The sequence below is a fragment of the Streptomyces sp. SudanB5_2050 genome (assembly GCF_964272335.1).
Lineage (GTDB): Bacteria > Actinomycetota > Actinomycetes > Streptomycetales > Streptomycetaceae > Streptomyces > Streptomyces rochei.
Map to the genome: position 1 here is coordinate 4,179,268 of NZ_OZ186760.1, position 17,609 is coordinate 4,196,876.

General features: G+C 73.7%; 18 protein-coding genes. 13 read left to right on the forward strand and 5 right to left on the reverse strand.

Going from position 1 to position 17,609, the window contains the following annotated elements; all coding sequences use genetic code 11:
- Nucleotides 1-103 precede the first annotated feature (103 nt).
- The 7 genes from ACFZP7_RS18645 to ACFZP7_RS18675 all read left to right on the forward strand — a co-directional run bounded on the left by ACFZP7_RS18645 (nucleotide 104) and on the right by ACFZP7_RS18675 (nucleotide 8,028).
- Nucleotides 104-1,093 (forward strand): alpha/beta hydrolase, encoded by a 990-nt coding sequence (locus ACFZP7_RS18645; protein WP_355162320.1) that lies wholly within the window; start codon nucleotides 104-106, stop codon nucleotides 1,091-1,093.
- The gene (locus ACFZP7_RS18650; RefSeq protein WP_385634884.1) at nucleotides 1,086-2,363 is read left to right on the forward strand and encodes an acyltransferase; all 1,278 of its coding nucleotides are present in this window, start codon (nucleotides 1,086-1,088) and stop codon (nucleotides 2,361-2,363) included. The genes ACFZP7_RS18645 and ACFZP7_RS18650 overlap by 8 nt, the downstream gene beginning before the upstream one ends.
- Nucleotides 2,356-3,747 carry a sensor histidine kinase gene (locus ACFZP7_RS18655; RefSeq protein WP_385634886.1) on the forward strand — a complete coding sequence of 464 codons (1,392 nt, stop codon included), beginning with the start codon at nucleotides 2,356-2,358 and terminating at the stop codon, nucleotides 3,745-3,747. The genes ACFZP7_RS18650 and ACFZP7_RS18655 overlap by 8 nt, the downstream gene beginning before the upstream one ends.
- A complete protein-coding gene (locus ACFZP7_RS18660) occupies nucleotides 3,744-4,427 on the forward strand; it encodes a response regulator transcription factor (protein WP_019324929.1) in 684 nt (227 codons plus the stop codon). The genes ACFZP7_RS18655 and ACFZP7_RS18660 overlap by 4 nt, the downstream gene beginning before the upstream one ends.
- Nucleotides 4,428-4,670: 243 nt before the next feature.
- On the forward strand, nucleotides 4,671-6,020 hold the full coding sequence (locus tag ACFZP7_RS18665; protein ID WP_239471353.1) for a sensor histidine kinase: 1,350 nt from the start codon (nucleotides 4,671-4,673) through the stop codon (nucleotides 6,018-6,020).
- Complete coding sequence (locus ACFZP7_RS18670) at nucleotides 6,017-6,691, forward strand: response regulator transcription factor (RefSeq protein WP_019324931.1); 675 nt, start codon at nucleotides 6,017-6,019, stop codon at nucleotides 6,689-6,691. The genes ACFZP7_RS18665 and ACFZP7_RS18670 overlap by 4 nt, the downstream gene beginning before the upstream one ends.
- A 125-nt stretch (nucleotides 6,692-6,816) precedes the next feature.
- On the forward strand, nucleotides 6,817-8,028 hold the full coding sequence (locus ACFZP7_RS18675; RefSeq protein WP_127435816.1) for a cytochrome P450: 1,212 nt from the start codon (nucleotides 6,817-6,819) through the stop codon (nucleotides 8,026-8,028).
- Between the two features lie 42 nt (nucleotides 8,029-8,070).
- Here ACFZP7_RS18675 and ACFZP7_RS18680 read toward each other — a convergent pair whose 3' ends face one another.
- Both ACFZP7_RS18680 and ACFZP7_RS18685 read right to left on the reverse strand, forming a co-directional pair.
- Nucleotides 8,071-9,738 carry an ABC transporter permease gene (locus ACFZP7_RS18680; RefSeq protein WP_385634888.1) on the reverse strand — a complete coding sequence of 556 codons (1,668 nt, stop codon included), beginning with the start codon at nucleotides 9,736-9,738 and terminating at the stop codon, nucleotides 8,071-8,073.
- Nucleotides 9,735-10,709, reverse strand: a complete 975-nt coding sequence (locus ACFZP7_RS18685) for an ATP-binding cassette domain-containing protein (protein ID WP_385634890.1) — start codon at nucleotides 10,707-10,709, stop codon at nucleotides 9,735-9,737. Before ACFZP7_RS18685 ends, ACFZP7_RS18680 begins: the two co-directional genes overlap by 4 nt.
- A 73-nt stretch (nucleotides 10,710-10,782) precedes the next feature.
- On the opposite strand from ACFZP7_RS18685, the gene ACFZP7_RS18690 reads away from it, so the two are divergent.
- On the forward strand, nucleotides 10,783-11,289 hold the full coding sequence (locus ACFZP7_RS18690) for a GbsR/MarR family transcriptional regulator (protein WP_019324935.1): 507 nt from the start codon (nucleotides 10,783-10,785) through the stop codon (nucleotides 11,287-11,289).
- Between the two features lie 209 nt (nucleotides 11,290-11,498).
- Here ACFZP7_RS18690 and ACFZP7_RS18695 read toward each other — a convergent pair whose 3' ends face one another.
- Complete coding sequence (locus ACFZP7_RS18695; RefSeq protein ID WP_385634892.1) at nucleotides 11,499-12,431, reverse strand: diacylglycerol kinase family protein; 933 nt, start codon at nucleotides 12,429-12,431, stop codon at nucleotides 11,499-11,501.
- A gap of 185 nt (nucleotides 12,432-12,616) precedes the next feature.
- On the opposite strand from ACFZP7_RS18695, the gene ACFZP7_RS18700 reads away from it, so the two are divergent.
- The 5 genes from ACFZP7_RS18700 (at nucleotide 12,617) to ACFZP7_RS18720 (ending at nucleotide 16,069) form a co-directional block, all read left to right on the forward strand.
- A complete protein-coding gene (locus ACFZP7_RS18700; protein WP_030972881.1) occupies nucleotides 12,617-13,900 on the forward strand; it encodes an adenylosuccinate synthase in 1,284 nt (427 codons plus the stop codon).
- A gap of 137 nt (nucleotides 13,901-14,037) precedes the next feature.
- Nucleotides 14,038-14,529 carry a DUF3515 family protein gene (locus ACFZP7_RS18705; RefSeq protein ID WP_019324938.1) on the forward strand — a complete coding sequence of 164 codons (492 nt, stop codon included), beginning with the start codon at nucleotides 14,038-14,040 and terminating at the stop codon, nucleotides 14,527-14,529.
- A gap of 67 nt (nucleotides 14,530-14,596) precedes the next feature.
- Nucleotides 14,597-14,797, forward strand: a complete 201-nt coding sequence (locus tag ACFZP7_RS18710) for a hypothetical protein (protein WP_019324939.1) — start codon at nucleotides 14,597-14,599, stop codon at nucleotides 14,795-14,797.
- Between the two features lie 83 nt (nucleotides 14,798-14,880).
- Nucleotides 14,881-15,735, forward strand: a complete 855-nt coding sequence (locus ACFZP7_RS18715) for a sigma-70 family RNA polymerase sigma factor (protein ID WP_019324940.1) — start codon at nucleotides 14,881-14,883, stop codon at nucleotides 15,733-15,735.
- A 43-nt stretch (nucleotides 15,736-15,778) separates the two neighbouring features.
- Nucleotides 15,779-16,069, forward strand: coding sequence for a hypothetical protein (locus ACFZP7_RS18720; RefSeq protein WP_031018987.1), 291 nt, complete (start codon nucleotides 15,779-15,781; stop codon nucleotides 16,067-16,069).
- Nucleotides 16,070-16,102: 33 nt separating this feature from the next.
- Here ACFZP7_RS18720 and ACFZP7_RS18725 read toward each other — a convergent pair whose 3' ends face one another.
- Both ACFZP7_RS18725 and ACFZP7_RS18730 read right to left on the reverse strand, forming a co-directional pair.
- The gene (locus ACFZP7_RS18725; protein ID WP_019324942.1) at nucleotides 16,103-16,753 is read right to left on the reverse strand and encodes a hypothetical protein; all 651 of its coding nucleotides are present in this window, start codon (nucleotides 16,751-16,753) and stop codon (nucleotides 16,103-16,105) included.
- 117 nt (nucleotides 16,754-16,870) lie between these two features.
- Nucleotides 16,871-17,572 carry a GntR family transcriptional regulator gene (locus ACFZP7_RS18730; RefSeq protein ID WP_019324943.1) on the reverse strand — a complete coding sequence of 234 codons (702 nt, stop codon included), beginning with the start codon at nucleotides 17,570-17,572 and terminating at the stop codon, nucleotides 16,871-16,873.
- Between the last annotated feature and the right edge of the window lie 37 nt (nucleotides 17,573-17,609).

Consider the following 17,609-nt stretch of genomic DNA (forward strand, 5'->3'; position numbering starts at 1 on the left):
ACCCGACAGGTGAGCTCCGGAGCGGGACGCGGGTTACCCGCGACGATTCATAACTTCCCTTGCAGAGGCGCCCGATGGACGGGCGCGCTGGAGGGGAGGGGCCATGGAGCCCGGGACGAGGGTCCGTTGGCGGCGGCGCGCGAGCAGGTGGCGCCGCACCGTCCTCGCCGCGTTCATCTGCGGTGCCGTGGTCCTCCCGCTGTCCGGTGCCGCCCGCCCCGAGATCCCCGCCCCGCCGCCCGCCGCGCTCGCGGCCCCGACGGCCGGCACGCTGGAGCAGACCTACTCCGCCCACCGGGCCAATGCCGCCGAGGCGTCCCGGATGGCCGCCGCCCACGGCGACCACCACCGCGCGGCGGCCGACCGCGCGCTGGCCGACCCGTCCCGGCGGCTGCTCGCCTTCGACGGCCGGGGTGCCGGGCTGGCCACGGAGGTCTTCGGCGACCTCGCCCGCGCCGACCGCGTCGCCGTCCTCGTCCCGGGCTCCGACACCAGCCTCGACACCTACGGCAGATTCCGCGCCGCCGCCCTCGCCCTGCACCGGCAGCTCGCCGCAGGGGCTCCCGCCGGCACCGGCACGGCGGTCGTGGCCTGGCTGGGGTACGAGACGCCGGACACCGTCAGCGGCGCGGTCGTCACGACCGACCGTGCCGACGACGCCGCCCCGAGGCTGCGCTCCCTGGTCGCCGACCTGCGCCGGATCACCGGCCCCGACGCCCGTCTCTCCCTCCTCTGCCACTCCTACGGCTCGGTGGTCTGCGCCCGCGCCGCCGCCGGTCTCGACGTCGCCGACATCGCCCTGGTCGGCAGCCCCGGCACCGGCGCCGACTCCGCCGCGGCGCTGCGCCCGTCGGCCCGGATATGGGCGGCACGCGGTGCCGAGGACTGGGTCGAGCACGTCCCGCACCTGAGCGCGGATCTCTTCGGCACCACCGTCGGTTTCGGCACCGACCCGCTCTCCCCGGACTTCGGGGCCCGGGTCTTCGCGGCCGGCGACGGCGGCCACAGCGACTACTTCGACCCCGGCTCCCTCTCCCTGACGAATCTGGCCCGGATCGCCCTGGGCGAGACCGCGGAGGTGACGCATGACTGACCTGATACGGGCACCACGGACCACGATCACCCCGCCACCGGCATCACCACACGCACCGCGACGGGACGCCTCCTCCGGCGTCGCGCGCATCCCCCGAGCCCTCCGTCGCACCGCCGAGCGCATCGACGCCGCCACCCCCGCGGAGCGGGACCGGGCCGTGGACGCCCTGCGCGCCCTCGCCGTCCTCGGCGTGGTCCTCGGGCACTGGCTCGTCACGGCTCTGGTCGCCGACGGCGCGAGCCTGCGCGCGGCCAGCCCGCTGGGGGAGATGCCCTGGCTGGCCCCGGTCTCCTGGGTCTTCCAGACGCTCGCCGTCTTCTTCCTGGTGGGCGGCCATGTGGCCACCCGGGGCTATGAGTCGGCCCGCGCCCGGGGCGTGTCCTACGGCCGCTGGCTCGGCGCCCGCCTGGCCCGGCTCTTCCGCCCGGTCGCGGCCGTCCTCACCCTGTGGACGGTGACGGCGGGACTGCTGCTCCTGACGGGGGCGGAGTTCGGGACCGTCCACACCCTGGTGAAGCTGGCGCTGTCTCCGCTGTGGTTCCTCCTGGTCTTCGCCGCGCTGACCGCGGCGACCCCGCTCCTGGCCCGGCTGCACCCCCTGTGGCCCCTGGCCGTCGTCCTCCACGTGGATCTGCTGCGCTTCGGGCTCGGCGCCCCCGCCTGGCTCGGCTGGGTCAACCTGGCCGCCGGCTGGCTGGTCCCCTACACCCTCGGAGCCGCCTGGACCCGCGGCGAGCTGGACCACCGCCGCGCCGGCCGGCTCCTGCTCGTCGGCGGCGCGGCGGCGACCTCGGCGCTCGTCGCCTGGGCGGGCTACCCGGCGTCGATGGTCGGCGTTCCGGGTGCCGAGGTGTCGAATCTGAACCCGCCGACGCTGGCCGCCGTCACCTTCGGCCTGGCCCAGTGCGGTCTCGCCCTGCTGCTGCGCGAGCGGCTGCGCCGGGCGATGCGCGGGCCCGTGGTGTGGGCCGCGGTCGCGCTGGTCAACCTCTCCGCGATGACGATCTTCCTCTGGCACCAGACGGCACTGATGGCGACCACGGCCACCGGCCTCCTCGCGGGCCGGCTCCCCGGCCTGCACACCCTTCCCGACGGCCTGGGCTGGGTCGCCGCGCGGCTCATGTGGCTCCCGCTGTTCACGCTCGCCCTGGCGGGCTGCTGGGCCGCCTTCCGCGCCTGCGAGCGCGGCGGCGGGCGGCGTCGCGGCCGGGTCGTCCGCACGCACCGCCCATCGGAATCGGCCGCGACGGAGGGTCCTCGTCATGTCTAGGGTGGGCCAGGTGAGACGAAGGGGGAGCCGGCCGCGGGGCACGGGCCGGATCGGGCGCCTGCTGACGGTGCTCCACGACGACCTGTGGACCTGGCGGGCGGACCCGCTGCCGCCGTCGGTGTGGCTGCGCTGGTTCCCGCACGGAGTGGTCTGTCTGGCCGCGCTCGGCGTGCTGCTCGGGGACGCCGCCCAGCTCAGTGACAACGGCGGGGTCGAGCCGGGACTGGGTTTCGTGATCGCCCTCTCCCAGGCCGGCGCGATGGTGGGCGCGCTGTGGCGGCCGGTCGCGTCGTGGTGGCTGTCGCTGGCCGCCATGCTGGTGGGCGCCTTCGCGGTGCGGGCCGAGATGATCGTGGACGGTGCGAAGTTCACCTGGCCCTGGCCGGCCGCCGGGATCATCGGCCACATGTTCGTCCTGCTGCTGCTCTCCCTGCGGGTCCGCACCCGGGTGTCCATGGAGGCGCTGGGCCTGACCGCGCTCGCCACCTACCTGGTCCAGGGGGTGGTGGGCGCTTCGAACTACCAGCCGACCGGGCAGCTCGCCGTCATCCTGTTCGCGGTCGTCGTCGTCCTCGGCACCGCCCTGCGCGGCCGACGCGAGGCGCGTGCCGAGCTGGTGCAGCAGACGTCGCTCACCGCCGAGGAGCGGGCCCGCCGCACCGTGCTGGAGGAGCGCAGCCGCATCGCGCGCGAGCTGCACGACGTGGTCGCCCACCACATGTCCGTGATCTCCATCCAGGCGCAGGTCGCCCCGCACCTCGTCCAGGACCCGCCGGACGAGCTGAAGGAGAATCTCGCGGGCATCCGGGAGAACGCGCTGGAGGCACTCACCGAGCTGCGCCGGGTCCTGGGCGTGCTGCGGTCCGAGGACCCGGAGACGGGCGCGCCGCTCGACGCGCCCGGCAAGCCCGGCGCGGGCACCGCGCCGCACGCCCCGCAGCCGACCCTCGACCGGGTCGACGCGCTGGTGGAGAACACCAGGGCGGCGGGCCTGACGGTGAGCGTCGAGGTCAGCGGTATTCGCCGGGCGCTGCCACCGGGCGTGGAGCTGTCGGCGTACCGGATCGTGCAGGAGGCGCTGAGCAATGTGCTGCGGCACGCGCCGGGCGCCCGCGCCTGGGTCCACCTCACCCACCTGCCGACCGGAGTGCGGGTGGAGGTCGTCAACTCGTCGCCGGTGCGGCGCGCCTCGCCGTCGCAGGGGGCCGGTCACGGACTGCTCGGCATGCGGGAGCGGGTGGCGATGCTCGGCGGCACCCTGACGGCGCACTCGCTGCCGGACGGCGGCTACCAGGTCTCCGCCTTCCTGCCCGCGGACGGCACCGACCAGCCGCCCCCCGACGACCCGAACATCCACTACTACCCGAAGGACGGCAGCGCATGACGAGCGGCAGCCCCGGTGTGATCCGCGTGGTGATCGCCGACGACCAGCAGATGGTCCGGCAGGGATTCACCGTGCTGCTCAACACCCAGTCCGACATCGAGGTGATCGGGCAGGCGGTGGACGGCCTGGACGCGGTGTCCAAGGTCGCCGAACTCTCCCCGGACGTGGTCCTCATGGACATCCGCATGCCGGAGCTGGGCGGGATCGAGGCCACCCGCCGCATCGTCGGGGCGAGCCCGGACATCAGGGTGCTGGTGCTGACCACCTTCGACCTCGACGAGTACGTGTACGAGGCGCTGGTCGCCGGTGCCTCCGGGTTCCTGCTCAAGGACGCCTCCGCCGACCAACTCGCCGAGGCGGTCCGGGTGGTGGCGGCCGGGGACGCGCTGCTGGCCCCCGGAGTGACCCGGCGGCTGATCACCGAGTTCTCCCGGATGCGGGACAGACCGCGCACCCCGCTGAAGGAACGCGTCGGCGACCTGACCGAGCGGGAGACGGAAGTGCTCGCCCTGATCGCCCAGGGGCTGTCGAACGCGGAGATCGCCGGGCGCCTGGTGGTCGCCGAGCAGACGGTGAAGACCCACGTGGGCCGCATCCTGGTGAAGCTCGGCCTGCGCGACCGCACGCAGGCGGCGGTGTACGCGTACGAGTGCGGCCTGGTCCGCCCGTCGGGTTACTGACCCGGTGCCGGCGTCCGGCGCGGGCGTCCTGGGCCGATCGTCCGGTGAGGGCGCCCTGGGCCGACCGTCCAGGGGCGGCCACCCTCGGCCGGCCACCCTCGGCCGGCCACCCTCGGCCGGGCGCCCTCGGTCGGCCGCCCCGGCACGGTCTCGTCCGTCGTCCATGTAGTACCTGAGGCGGATGCCGAAGGACCCCTCTCACTGGTGACGACCGGGCACCCCGCCGGCGCCTACCGTGACAACGTGACCGAGACGACCCAGACGCGGACCGTGCCCTCCGGAGACGGAAGCGGGTCCCGCAGCCCCGAGTACCGGCTGGCCATGGACGCCCTGCGCGGCCTGCGCGAGGACCTGTTCCACGACGCGTTCGCCTACCGCCCCCTGCCCCGCGTGTCCCCGGACGGCCCGGTGACGCGTCGTCTCCCGGCCCGGCTCCGGCAGTACGCGACCCGCATCCCGTACGCGGTGGTGGGCTTCGCCGCGCTGCTCTGCTTCTGGGGCGGCTCGGTGGCCAACGGCCAGAGCGAGGGCCTCCTCGCCATGCTGAGCGGCCTCGCGTGCGCCCTGCCGGTGCTGGCCACGCTGGTCCGCCCGGTCGGTGCCTTCTGGATGTCGATGGCGGCGACCCCGCTGACCGGGTTCCTCGGCAGCAGCTTCGGCGACTGGCCGTGGCTGCCCGGCGCCTTCATGTGCCACCTGACGGTGCTGGTCCTCGTGGCGATACGCACCCGCCCCCGCACGGCCGCGTGGATGTGGGCGCTGACCGCGGCCTACGCCTTCGTCACGGAGACCCTGTTCGGCGGCGGCCACTTCAGCACCAACTCGGCGCCGCTGCTGACCCTCGCCGCGCTCGCCCTGCTGGTGGTCTCCGTCTGGCACATCCGCCGCGACGCCCGGCGGCAGGTGACCGCGCAGCAGACGGTCACCGCGCACGAGCGGTCCCGGCGCACCCTGCTGGAGGAGCGCACCACCATCGCCCGCGAGCTGCACGATGTGGTCGCCCACCACATGTCGGTGGTCGCCATCCAGGCCGAGGCCGCCCCCTACCGGGTGGAGAATCCGCCGCCGGAGCTGGAGCGCGCCTTCGCCACCATCCGGGAGAACGCGGTGGCGGCCCTCACCGAGCTGCGCCGCGTCCTCGGCGTCGTCCGCGCCGAGGACTACGAGGCACCGGACGCCCCCCAGCCCACCCTCGCCGACCTGGACGCCCTGCTCGGCAATGTGCGCGACGCCGGACTGAGCGTGGACAAGGCGGTGACCGGCGCGGTGCGCGAGCTGCCCCCGGGGGTGGAGCTGTCGGCGTACCGGATCGTGCAGGAGGCGCTGAGCAACAGCCTGCGGCACGCGCCCGGCGCCACGGCCCGCGTCGAGGTCTCCTACGTCCTGGGCGGACTGGGCCTGAGAATCGTCAACGGGCCGATGCCCGAGCCCTCGCTGGTGAAGCCCTCGCCCGGCGCCGGGCACGGCATCACCGGCATGCGCGAGCGGGTGTCGATGCTGAACGGCGAGATGACGGCCGGCCCCACCGACGACGGGGGATACGAGGTCGCGGTGTTCCTGCCGGTCACCGCGCCGAGCGAGGGTGACGCATGACCGACCGCACGATCCGCGTACTGATCGCCGACGACCAGATGATGGTGCGTGAGGGCTTCTCGGTGCTGCTCAACGCGATGCCGGACATCGAGGTCGTCGGTGAGGCGGTCAACGGCCGGGAGGCCGTGGCCAAGGTCCGCGAACTCGGCCCCGACGTCGTCCTGATGGACATCCGCATGCCGGAGCTGAACGGTATCGAGGCGACCCGGGAGATCGTCGCCGCCGACGGGACGGCGAAGGTGCTCGTCCTCACCACCTTCGACCTCGACGAGTACGTGTACCAGGCGCTGCGGGCGGGCGCCTCCGGCTTCCTGCTCAAGGACGCCTCGGCCCGGCAGCTCGCCGACGGCGTCCGGGTGGTGGCCGCCGGTGAGGCCCTGCTCGCCCCCTCGATCACCCGACGTCTGATCACCGAGTTCTCGAAGCTGTCCGACGGCCCGCGTCTGATGCCCCAGGCGCAGGCGGCCTACGGCGATCTGACCGAGCGGGAGACGGAGGTGCTGGTGCTGATCGCGCAGGGCCTGTCGAACGCGGAGATCGCCGGGCGCCTGGTGGTCGCCGAGTCGACGATCAAGACCCACGTCAGTCGCATCCTGGTGAAGCTCGGCCTGCGCGACCGTACGCAGGCGGCGGTGTTCGCGTACGAGGCGCGGCTGGTGACGCCGGGGTGAGGAGACCGCAGGGAGGGGCCTGACGCGGCGCTCGGAGCGGCTCCGCGTGCCCCCCCCGGCGGGCCGGCGTCCCGTCCCCGCTCACCCCCCTGTTCAGCGGGGACGTCACCGGCTAGCGTCCGTCCATGGCAGTCTTCGACAGCTTCGACCCGTGGGACCCGGCGTTCGTCGCCGACCCGTACCCCGCCTACGCCGAGCTGCGGGCACGGGGCCGCGTGCTCTACTACGAGCCGAGCGACCAGTGGCTGGTGCCGCACCACGCGGACGTCTCGGCGCTGCTGCGCGACCGCCGCCTGGGCCGGACCTACGTGCACCGGTTCACGCACGAGGAGTTCGGCCGCACCCCGCCGCCCCCGGAGCACGAGCCCTTCCACACGCTCAACGACCACGGGATGCTCGACCTGGAGCCGCCGGACCACACCCGCATCCGGCGCCTGGTGTCGAAGGCGTTCACGCCCCGGACGGTGGAGCGGCTGAAGCCGTACGTCCGCTCCCTCGCCGACGAGCTGGTCGGCGATCTCGTCGCGGCCGGCGGCGGTGACCTGCTGACCGACGTCGCCGAACCGCTGCCGGTCGCCGTGATCGCCGAGATGCTGGGCATCCCGGAGTCCGACCGCGCCCCGCTGCGGCCCTGGTCGGCGGACATCTGCGGGATGTACGAGCTGAACCCGTCCGAGGAGACGGCGGCCCGGGCGGTGCGCGCGTCGCTCGAGTTCTCGGAGTATCTGCGCACACTGATCGCGGCCCGCCGGAAGACGCCCGGCGACGATCTGGTCTCGGCCCTGATCGCCGCCCACGACGAGGACGACCGCCTCACCGAGCAGGAGATGGTCTCCACCTGCGCCCTGCTGCTGAACGCCGGTCACGAGGCCACGGTGAACACCACGGTCAACGGCTGGTGGGCGCTGTTCCGCGACCCGGCCCAGCTCGCCGCCCTGCGCGCGGACCACTCCCTGGTCCCGACCGCCGTGGAGGAGCTGATGCGCTACGACACCCCGCTCCAGCTCTTCGAACGCTGGGTGCTGGACGAGATCGAGATCGACGGGACGACGATCCCGCGGGGCGCGGAGGTGGCGATGCTCTTCGGCTCCGCCAACCACGACCCGGCGGTCTTCACCGCGCCGGACCGCCTCGACCTCGCCCGCCGCGACAACCCGCACATCTCGTTCAGCGCCGGTATCCACTACTGCATCGGCGCGCCGCTGGCCCGCATCGAACTGGCCGCGTCCATGACCGCCCTGCTGGAGCACGCGCCGACGCTCCGGCCCACCGCCGAGCCGGAGCGCACACCGAACTTCGTCATCCGGGGCCTGAAGGGGCTGGCCGTCGAGGTCTGACCGGACGGCGTGACCGCACGGCCTGACCGCACGGCCCGGGCCCTACTTCGTCTCCAGGTCCCGGCGCCTCAAGCCCGCCAGCCCCAGCCACACCAGACCGGCCGCGATGAGGGTCAGCACCAGCAGCGGGGTCCAGTCCAGGTCGGCCGCGGGGAGCCGGGGGACGTGGCCGAAGGGGGAGAGGTTGTTCATCCAGCCGGGGAACCGCAGGATCTGGCCGAGGTAGCCGACGACGAAGGCGTACACCGGCACGATCCAGGCCGCCGCGCTCGCCCGCGGGAGCCAGCCGAACAGCACCGCGGCCACCCCGACCGTGACCCACAGGGCGGGTGCGTAGGCGAGGGCGGCGCCGACCAGCCTGGGCACCAGGGCGCCGTCGCCCGTGGAGGCGGCGCCCGCGATGCCGAAGCCGAGGCCCGCCACCAGCAGGGCGAGCGTGCCGCCGCCCATGGCCACGGCCAGATGACTGCCGGCCCAGCGGCCACGCGACAGTCCGGTGGCGAGCAGCGGTTCGGCCCGGCCCGCCGTCTCCTCGGCGCGGGCCCGCAGCGCGGCCATGACCACGTACACCGCGGCGACCACGGCGACGACCACCATCACCATCGAGGCGAACGCCTCGGCGATGCCGGTGCCGCCGATGCGTTCCAGGGCCTCCTGGAGCTGGTCGATGTCCTTCAGCATGTCCTCGGCCTGTCCGAGGATCGACCCGTACATCGCGCCCATCAGGAACAGGCCCGCGCCGAAACCGGCCAGCATGCCGCGGTGCAGCCGCAGGGCGAGACCGAGCGGGGTGCCGAGCGCGGGGGAGGCGACCGGCCGGCCCGGCTTCTGCGGCCGGATGCCCGCGCCCACGTCCCGCCGGGTGGAGAGCGCGAAGCCCGTCGCCGCGCACCCCGCCGCCAGGGCGAGGCAGAGCAGCAGCGGCCACCAGTCGTCGTCGACGTAGACGTAGGTGCGCTGCGCCCAGCCGATCGGGGAGAGCCAGGACAGGGCGCCGCTCTCGCCGCTGTCACCGGCGGCGCGCAGCACGTAGGCGGCGCCGATGACCGCGAGGGCCGTGCCGGTGGCGCCGCGGGCGTGCGCGGTGAGCTGGGCGGTGACGGCGGCCACGCCGGCGAAGACGAGGCCGGCGGCGGCATGGGCCGCGCCGTACAGCAGCGATCCGCCCGCGTCGACGCCGTCGATGCCGAGGCCGCCCAGGCCGAGCGCCAGCAGCAGGCCGAGGACGAGGTTGGCCAGGGCCGCGACCGAGAGGGCGGCGGCGAGGTGGGCGTGCCGGCCGACGACCGTGGAGCGCAGCAGTTCGGCCCTGCCGGTCTCCTCCTCGGCGCGGGTGTGGCGGGTGATCACCAGGACGCTCATCAGGCCGACCAGGACGACCGTGAAGCCGAGCATCTGGTGGCCGAGCATGGCGCCGGAGGTGTAGTCGTCGAGGTAGTGACGCGGGCCGGACATGGCGAGTCCGGCCGGGCTGCCCATGGTCTCCACGGCGTTCGCCCGGTCCTCGGGCGTGCCGTACAGCTCGGCGTAGCTGTTCGCGGTCGACAGGGTGCCCAGCAGCAGCGCGAGGATCCACACCGGGAGCCGGACGCGGTCGCGGCGCAGGGCGAAGCGGACGAGCGTGCCGGTGCCGGCCAGCGCGCCGCCGCCCGCGGTGGTCCCGGGACGCGCCGGGGCCCCGACGCCGGCGGTCTTGGTCGCGGAGGTCATCGCACGCCTCCCCGCGCCACGCCGTCCGAGCCGCCCGCGCCGCGGGCATCGCGCTCGCCGCCCGTGCCGTGCCGGTCGGCGGCCGGCAGGGCGTCGTCGTAGTGGCGGAGCATCAGCTCCTCCAGCGTCGGCGGGTGGCTGACCAGGCTGCGGATGCCGAACTCGGTGAGCTTGCGGACCGCGCCGTCCACCTCGCCGCCGTCGACCGCGAAGTGCACGCGTCCGTCCCCGGTCCGCACGTCGTGGACGCCGGGCAGGGCGTCCAGGCCGGTGGCGGGGCGTTCGGTCTCCGCCTCGATGGTGGTGCGGGTCAGGTGGCGCAGCTCGCCGAGGGTGCCGGACTGGACGATCCGCCCGCGCCGGACGATGCTCACCCGGTCGGCGAGCTTCTCCACCTGGGCCAGGATGTGACTGGAGAGCAGCACCGTCCTGCCCGCCGCCTTGGCCTCGCCGATGACGTCCTGGAAGACGACCTCCATCAGCGGGTCCAGGCCCGCGGTCGGCTCGTCCAGGAGCAGCAGCTCGGCGTCGGAGGCGAGCGCGGCCACGATGGCGACCTTCTGCCGGTTGCCCTTGGAGTACGCCCGGCCCTTCTTCGTCGGGTCCAGGCCGAAGCGCTCGATCAGCTCGGCCCGGCGCCGCACGTCCAGCCCGCCGCGCAGCCGCGCCAGCAGGTCGATGGCCTCGCCGCCGGTCAGGTTGGGCCACAGTTCGACGTCGCCGGGGACGTAGGCGAGACGGCGGTGCAGCTCGACCGCCCGCGCCCACGGGTCCATGCCCAGGACCTGGGCCGCGCCGGAGTCGGCCCGCAGCAGGCCGAGCAGGACGCGGATGGTGGTGGACTTTCCGGCGCCGTTGGGGCCGAGGAACCCGTGCACCTCACCGGCCTCGACGGCCAGATCGAGGCCGTCCAGCGCGCGCGTGGGGCCGAACGACTTGTGGAGTCCCGAGACGCTGATTGCCTTCGTCATACTTTGGAACGTACGGTACTTTCAGAAATTTGTGAAGTTAAGAAAGCGTCAGGATGTGAGGGATGATCGAGGCATGAGGGAAGCCGCGGAGCCGACGGAGCGGGAGCGTGACCCGCGGGCGGTGTCGAAGTTCGTGGAGGGCTTCGCCGCCCAGCTCGTCGAGGCCGGGATGCAGCGCATGCCGGCCCGGGTCTTCGCCGCGCTGCTCTCCTCCGACTCGGGCGCCCTGACCTCGGCCGAACTCGGCGAACGGCTCCAGGTCAGCCCGGCCGCCGTCTCCGGCGCCGTGCGGTACCTCGCCCAGCAGCACATGGTCTCGCGCGAGCGTGAGCCGGGCTCGCGCCGGGAGCGGTACCGGGTGCACAGCGACCAGTGGTACGAGGCGCTGACCAACCGGGAGGCGATCATCAAGCGGTGGGAGAGCGCCCTGCGCGAGGGCGTGACCAGCCTCGGCGCGGACACCCCGGCGGGCCGCCGCCTGGCCGAGACGCTGGCCTTCTTCGAGTTCGTCGACGAGGAGATCGCCGCGATGATGGAACGCTGGCGGATCCACCGGGAGAAGCGGTTCGGGCACGGCTGACCCCGCGCCCCCGACCGAACCGACCCGAGCCGCCGAGTCCACCCCGCGCCGCCGGACCCTGCCCCGCGCCGAGCCCGAGCCGACCCGCGCCACCGACCCCGCCCCGCGCCGCCGGGCCCGAGCCCACCCCGTGCAGCCGGATGCCGAGCCGACCCGAGCCCGCCCCCACCCCCCGCCGCCGGACCCGAGCCCACCCCGCCCCCCGTCCCCTACCCGGCCGGCAGCGTCAGCCCCCAGGCCCCCTCCCGCACCACCCACGTCCGTGTCCCCACCGGCCCGGACACCACCGCGTCCGCCCGGTACCGGAAGTGCGCCCCCGACACGGTCACCGTCCGCCCCCGCGCCGTCAGCGGTGGCTCCTGCGCGACGCCCACCGGCACCGGCCGCACCTCCACCTCCGCCACCCCGCCGGCGCCCGGCACCACCGAGACCCCCTGGACCGGCCGGTCCAGGTCCACCAGCGTCACCCCGTCGACCTCCACCCGCAGCCGGGCGGGACCGGCCGACCCCGGTGCCGCCGCGCCCCGCACCGGCCGCGAGGACGCCAGCGTCCGTACGAGCGACCTGCAGGTCCGCAGCCAGGGCCTCACCGCCGCGGACGCTTGGTGCGGCGCCCCGGGCGGGGCGTCGCCGTGCGCGCCCGCCGGAGCGCCCTCGTCCCCGTGCCCGGCGACCGGCGGAATCCCCACCGCCCCCAGCACCACCCCGTCGCTGTCGTCGACGAGCAGGTCCAGCCGCCGCTCGGCCCCGTCCAGCACCGCACGCGCCGCCGCCACCGCCCCCGACGGCAGTCCCAGCGACCGGGTGAGACCCAGCACCGGCCCCACCGGCACCACGGACAGCGCGCACTCCGCCAGCTCCCGGTGCCGGTGCAGCAGGCCCACGGCGCGCAGCAGCGCACGGTCGTCGCCGACCACCACGGGCCGCCGCGACCCCCGCCGCCGCAGCGCCCGCGCGAACTCCTCCCCGTCGTCCGGCAGGCACACCTTGGTGCTCGACGCACCCGCGCTGAGCACGTCTTTCGCGATCCGGACGGACTCCCCGTCCGTCCGCCGGGCGACCGGATCGACGACCACCAGAAGCTGATCGGACCTCGCGGAAGAGTTCGCGGAAGAGCTCGCGGAAGTCGCCACCTCGGCCATGCCTCGCTTCCTCGGGTAGCATCTTTGTGCAAGAGCCCCTTGCGCTATTGCGCCAGGGGCTTCGTCTATTCCGGGGCATCCGGTCCGACGGTTGGCGGCCAACGACGGTCGCGGTGTACGTGGCGGAAACCCACCTCATACGCCCTCGACCATGGACATGCCCCGCCCGGAAGGGGTGTACGCGCGTGCCCGCACTTGTGCTGCTCGGTGCTCAGTGGGGTGACGAAGGCAAGGGAAAGGCGACGGACCTGCTCGGTGGCTCCGTCGACTATGTGGTGCGCTACCAGGGCGGCAACAACGCCGGCCACACGGTAGTCGTGGGCGATCAGAAGTACGCCCTCCACCTGCTCCCTTCCGGGATTCTCTCCCCCGGCTGCACGCCGGTCATCGGTAACGGCGTCGTCGTCGACCCGTCGGTCCTGTTCTCCGAGCTGAGCGGGCTGAACGAGCGAGGCGTCGACACGTCCAAGCTCCTGATCAGCGGAAACGCGCACATCATCACGCCGTACAACGTGACCGTCGACAAGGTGACGGAACGCTTCCTCGGCAAGCGCAAGATCGGCACGACCGGTCGCGGCATCGGCCCGACCTACGCCGACAAGATCAACCGCGTCGGCATCCGCGTCCAGGACCTCTACGACGAGTCGATCCTCACCCAGAAGGTCGAAGCGGCGCTGGACGTCAAGAACCAGATGCTCACCAAGCTCTACAACCGGCGCGCGATCGCCGTCGACCAGGTGGTCGAGGAGCTGCTGGGCTACGCGGACAAGCTCGCCCCGTACGTCGCCGACACCGTCCTGGTCCTCAACCAGGCCCTCGACGACGACAAGGTGGTCCTCTTCGAGGGCGGCCAGGGCACGCTGCTCGACATCGACCACGGCACGTACCCCTTCGTCACCTCGTCGAACCCGACCGCGGGCGGCGCCTGCACCGGCGCCGGCGTGGGCCCGACGAAGATCAGCCGGGTCATCGGCATCCTCAAGGCGTACACGACCCGCGTCGGCGCCGGCCCGTTCCCGACCGAGCTGTTCGACGAGGACGGCGAGGCCCTGCGGCGCATCGGCGGCGAGCGCGGCGTCACCACCGGCCGCGACCGGCGCTGCGGCTGGTTCGACGCGGTGATCGCCCGCTACGCCACCCGCGTCAACGGCCTCACCGACTTCTTCCTCACCAAGCTCGACGTCCTCACCGGCTGGGAGCAGATCCCGGTCTGTGTGGCGTACGAGATCGACGGCAAGCGCGTCGAGGAGCTGCCGTACTCGCAGTCCGACTTCCACCACGCGAAGCCGGTCTACGAGATGCTGCCGGGCTGGAGCGAGGACATCAGCAAGGCGAAGTCCTTCTCCGAGCTGCCGAAGAACGCCCAGGCGTACGTCAAGGCGCTGGAGGAGATGTCCGGCGCCCCGATCTCCGCGATCGGCGTCGGCCCGGGCCGGGACGAGACGATCGAGATCAACTCGTTCCTGTAGGGGACCGGGAGGCAGACCGGTGGCCGGGGACCCGTTCGGGGCCCCGGCCACCGGCTTTCGGACGGCGGATACGCTGGCCGGTGTCAGCGGCGGACGGACAGCACGGCCGGCAGGGCCGGCACGGAACGGATCGGAACATGCGGAAGCCCACCACCCGGATGTGGATCTGGACGGCCGTCGCGGCCGTCGCCGTCACCGGCGGGCTCCTCTACGTCGACAGCCACCGCGTCTCCGCCGCCCCGCACGCGGACGACGCCAAGTGCGGCAAGGTGGTCGACCGCCTCCCCGACGACATACCCGGCGCCTCGCGCGACTGGGCCCTCGGGGACGGCGTCGCCTCCTGGGGCGGCCAGAAGGCGGTGTTCCGCTGCGGTGCCGAGGAGCTGCCGCCCAACATCAACCTCTGCGTCACGGCCGACGGCGTCGACTGGGTGCTGGACGAGAAGCGGCTCAAGGCCGACGGTGTGAGCGTCCTGCGGACCTACGGCCGCTCCCCGGCCGTCGAGCTGACCTACACCGGGCCGCGCGAGGAGGTGGGCGGTGTCCTGGCCGTGCTGGACCCCGCCGTGAAGTGGATCCCGCAGGAGCGTAAGTGCGTCGGCCTCCAGGACGCCGAGATCGCTCCCTAGGCCGCACCCCAGCCGTTCGGCCCCCTTCCCCGGGCGTCGGCGCGGGGCCTGGTGTCGGATCGTGGGCATGACCGACCGCGACCGCGCCGCTTCCTGCCGGGGCCCGTACGGCGGCGAGGGCGTCCCGGAGGACTGCGGCGACCCGGCCCGTTTCGAGGTCGCCCGGCACCGCAGGACGCCGCTGCGGGTGTGCCCGGTGCACCTGGGCCCGTCCCTGCTGCTGGCGGACGGGGTGCTGTGGCCGCCGGGAATCTCCTTGATCCGCTGAGGGCACCGGGCGCCCGGTGATTCACTGGGTCCACACCCCGAGGACCCGGAGGGAAGCCGCACGTGCCCGGACGACCCGACGCGATGACCGAGCACTTCGAGCGGGACCGCCCCCGGCTGCGGGCCGTCGCGTACCGCATCCTCGGTTCCCTGAGCGAGGCCGACGACGCCCTCCAGGACGCCTGGCTGCGGGCCGACCGCGCGGACACCTCCGAGGTGGAGAATCCCTCCGGCTGGCTCACCACCGTCGTCGCCCGCGTCTGCCTCAACATGCTCCGCGCCCGCGACACCCGCCGCGAGGAGCCGCTGGACGAGGGGCCGCGGACGGGCACCACCGGTCCCGACCCCGCCGCGGAGGCCCAGCTCGCCGACGAGGTCGGCGTGGCGCTGCTGATCGTCCTGGACACCCTGGGCCCCGCGGAACGGCTCGCGTTCGTCCTGCACGACATGTTCGACGTGCCCTTCGACGACATCGCCGCGATGCTCGACAAGACCCCCGCCGCCACCCGCCAGCTGGCCAGCCGCGCCCGTCGCCGGGTCCGGGGCGTGCCCGCGCCCGAGGCGGACCCGCCCCGCCGGCGCCGCGCGGTCGACGCGTATCTGGCGGCCACCCGCGGCGGCCACTTCGAGGCGCTGGTCTCCCTGCTCCACCCGGACGTCGTCCTGCGCGCCGACGCCGCGGTCGTCCCGACGCCCGAGCCCTTCGTCGTCACCGGCGTCGAGCCGGTCGCCCGGGGAGCGATGGCCTCGATGGCGCGGGCGCGGTTCACCGGCGTGGTACTGGTCGACGGCCGGATCGGCCTGGCCATGGCCGAGCGGGGCAGGCTGCGCGTCGTACTCCGCTTCACCTTCGCGGACGACGGCCTCATCACCGGCATCGACGTGATCGCGGAACCGGACCGACTGGGCGAACTGCGCATCTCGGTCATGGACGCATAGGCTGAGGCTGTACACGTCGCGTCGGCAGAAGAAGGTGAGTGCGATGCGCGTGCTGCTCAAGGCGACGCTGGACACCGAGAAGTCGAACGAGGTGATCCGCAGCGGCAAGATGGCGGATCTCATGAAGGAGACCATCGACCACATCAAGCCGGAGGCCGCCTACTTCGGCACCATCGACGGACGGCGGACGGCCCTGCTCTTCTTCGACATGCAGGACAGTTCGCAGATGCCGCCGATCGGCGAACCGTTCTTCATGGAGCTGAACGCCGAGGTCGACGTCTGCCCGATCATGAACGGCGACGACCTGGCGAAGGGGCTCTCCCAGCTGGGCTGACCGCCCGCCGCGCCCTCGGCGTGCGTCGGTGGATCAGCTGAACACGATCATCGACCCCTGGGCCAGGCTCCGGGTGGCCGCCGCGTGCAGTCCCAGCCAGACGTGCCGCTCGCGGGAGAAGGGACTCGCGTCGTACGGCACGGGAGCGGCGGGTTCCTCCAGCTCCGTCGGGGCGAGCGGTGCCGCCGGTGGCGCCGGGGGGTTGGCCGGGTCGATGCCGAGGGCCGGGGCGACGGCCTCCAGTTCCCGCAGCAGGGTGTGCGAGGAGCCCAGGGGGCCGCCTCCGGCCAGGAGTTCGTCGCTGGAGAGGGGGTGCGGGAAGTCCACCGGGACGTAGGCGCCCGCGTGGTCGTAGTGCCAGACCAGATGCGACTGCTGGGCCGTGGACTCGAACATCTCCAGCAACTGCTCGTAGTCGCCGCCCAGTTCGTCCACGGGGCTCACCGGCAGTCCGCAGACCTGGAGCAGGTACGCCCGGCGCAGGAAGTGCAGCGCGTCGTAGTCGAACCCGGCCACCGGCGCGACCTCGCCGGACAGGCCCGGCATGTACGGGTACACCGGCACCGGCGGCAGCCCGGCCTCGGCCAGCACCTTGTCGTATTGCGCGAGTTCCTCGGCGAACGGGTTGTCCGGCGTGTGGCACAAGATGTCGACGAGCGGTACCAGCCACAGGTCACAGGCCAAAAGAGGCTCCTCACACAGCACGGTGGGCGGGCGGGTCGGTCAGGAAGCGTAGTCGGTGCGCGGTGCGTGCAGATCCCATACCCATTCGGGGGCGGGCCACGACACGTCAGGCGTCCGTCATCGCCGGGCGATCCGCTCGATCAGCTCCAGGGAGTGGGCGTTGTACGCGTCGATCAGCGCCCGCGCGGCCGGTGCGTCGCGGCGGGCGAGGGCGTCGACCAGCTCGGTGTGCCCGGACCACAGCGCGCCGCGCAGCTCGCTGAGCCGGCGCAGGTGCTGCACCGTGCACACCCAGCTCTGCACGCGCAGCCGGTGCAGGAAGTCGGCGAGGTAGGGGTTGCCGAAGAGCACGGCCAGCTCGCGCCAGTAGCGCAGGTCGTAGCCGATGAGGACGGTCAGGTCCCCGGCGGTGGCGGCGCGCTGGGCCTCCTCGCCGCGCCGGCGGACCCCGGCGAGCGCGGCGGCGATCCGCACGTCCGCGGGGTCCGGTCCGCCCAGCCGGTCGCCCTCCAGGGCGAGGAACATCCCGCCGATGACGAGACTGCGGGCCTCGACCATGCCGCGGAAGTCGTCGACCGAGTACTCGTGGACGCGGAAGCCGCGGTGGTGGTCGGCGTCGAGCAGCCCCTGCGCGGACAGGTCGACCAGCGCCTCGCGCACGGGCGTCGCGGAGACCCCGTACTGCTCGGCGATCTCCTTGACGGTGAACTCCTGCCCCGGCTGGAGGCGTCCGGCCAGCACCTCGTCGCGGAGCGCGTCGGCGATCTGCTGCCGCAGGGTGCTGCGTGTGACGGCACCGGTGCGGCTGGGGCCGGGCATGGTCGGGCGATCTCCTCGTCGCGTACGGGGGGCGACC

What these genes read in the sequence shown, in the direction of transcription:
- ACFZP7_RS18730 (WP_019324943.1), bottom strand. Translation starts at nt 17,572, where the DNA reads ATGCCCGGCCCCAGCCGCACCGGTGCCGTCACACGCAGCACCCTGCGG.
- ACFZP7_RS18690 (WP_019324935.1), top strand. Translation starts at nt 10,783, where the DNA reads ATGAGGGAAGCCGCGGAGCCGACGGAGCGGGAGCGTGACCCGCGGGCG.
- ACFZP7_RS18680 (WP_385634888.1), bottom strand. Translation starts at nt 9,738, where the DNA reads ATGACCTCCGCGACCAAGACCGCCGGCGTCGGGGCCCCGGCGCGTCCC.
- ACFZP7_RS18710 (WP_019324939.1), top strand. Translation starts at nt 14,597, where the DNA reads ATGACCGACCGCGACCGCGCCGCTTCCTGCCGGGGCCCGTACGGCGGC.
- ACFZP7_RS18645 (WP_355162320.1), top strand. Translation starts at nt 104, where the DNA reads ATGGAGCCCGGGACGAGGGTCCGTTGGCGGCGGCGCGCGAGCAGGTGG.
- ACFZP7_RS18715 (WP_019324940.1), top strand. Translation starts at nt 14,881, where the DNA reads ATGACCGAGCACTTCGAGCGGGACCGCCCCCGGCTGCGGGCCGTCGCG.
- ACFZP7_RS18655 (WP_385634886.1), top strand. Translation starts at nt 2,356, where the DNA reads ATGTCTAGGGTGGGCCAGGTGAGACGAAGGGGGAGCCGGCCGCGGGGC.
- ACFZP7_RS18685 (WP_385634890.1), bottom strand. Translation starts at nt 10,709, where the DNA reads ATGACGAAGGCAATCAGCGTCTCGGGACTCCACAAGTCGTTCGGCCCC.
- ACFZP7_RS18675 (WP_127435816.1), top strand. Translation starts at nt 6,817, where the DNA reads ATGGCAGTCTTCGACAGCTTCGACCCGTGGGACCCGGCGTTCGTCGCC.
- ACFZP7_RS18695 (WP_385634892.1), bottom strand. Translation starts at nt 12,431, where the DNA reads ATGGCCGAGGTGGCGACTTCCGCGAGCTCTTCCGCGAACTCTTCCGCG.
- ACFZP7_RS18705 (WP_019324938.1), top strand. Translation starts at nt 14,038, where the DNA reads ATGCGGAAGCCCACCACCCGGATGTGGATCTGGACGGCCGTCGCGGCC.
- ACFZP7_RS18670 (WP_019324931.1), top strand. Translation starts at nt 6,017, where the DNA reads ATGACCGACCGCACGATCCGCGTACTGATCGCCGACGACCAGATGATG.
- ACFZP7_RS18650 (WP_385634884.1), top strand. Translation starts at nt 1,086, where the DNA reads ATGACTGACCTGATACGGGCACCACGGACCACGATCACCCCGCCACCG.
- ACFZP7_RS18660 (WP_019324929.1), top strand. Translation starts at nt 3,744, where the DNA reads ATGACGAGCGGCAGCCCCGGTGTGATCCGCGTGGTGATCGCCGACGAC.
- ACFZP7_RS18720 (WP_031018987.1), top strand. Translation starts at nt 15,779, where the DNA reads ATGCGCGTGCTGCTCAAGGCGACGCTGGACACCGAGAAGTCGAACGAG.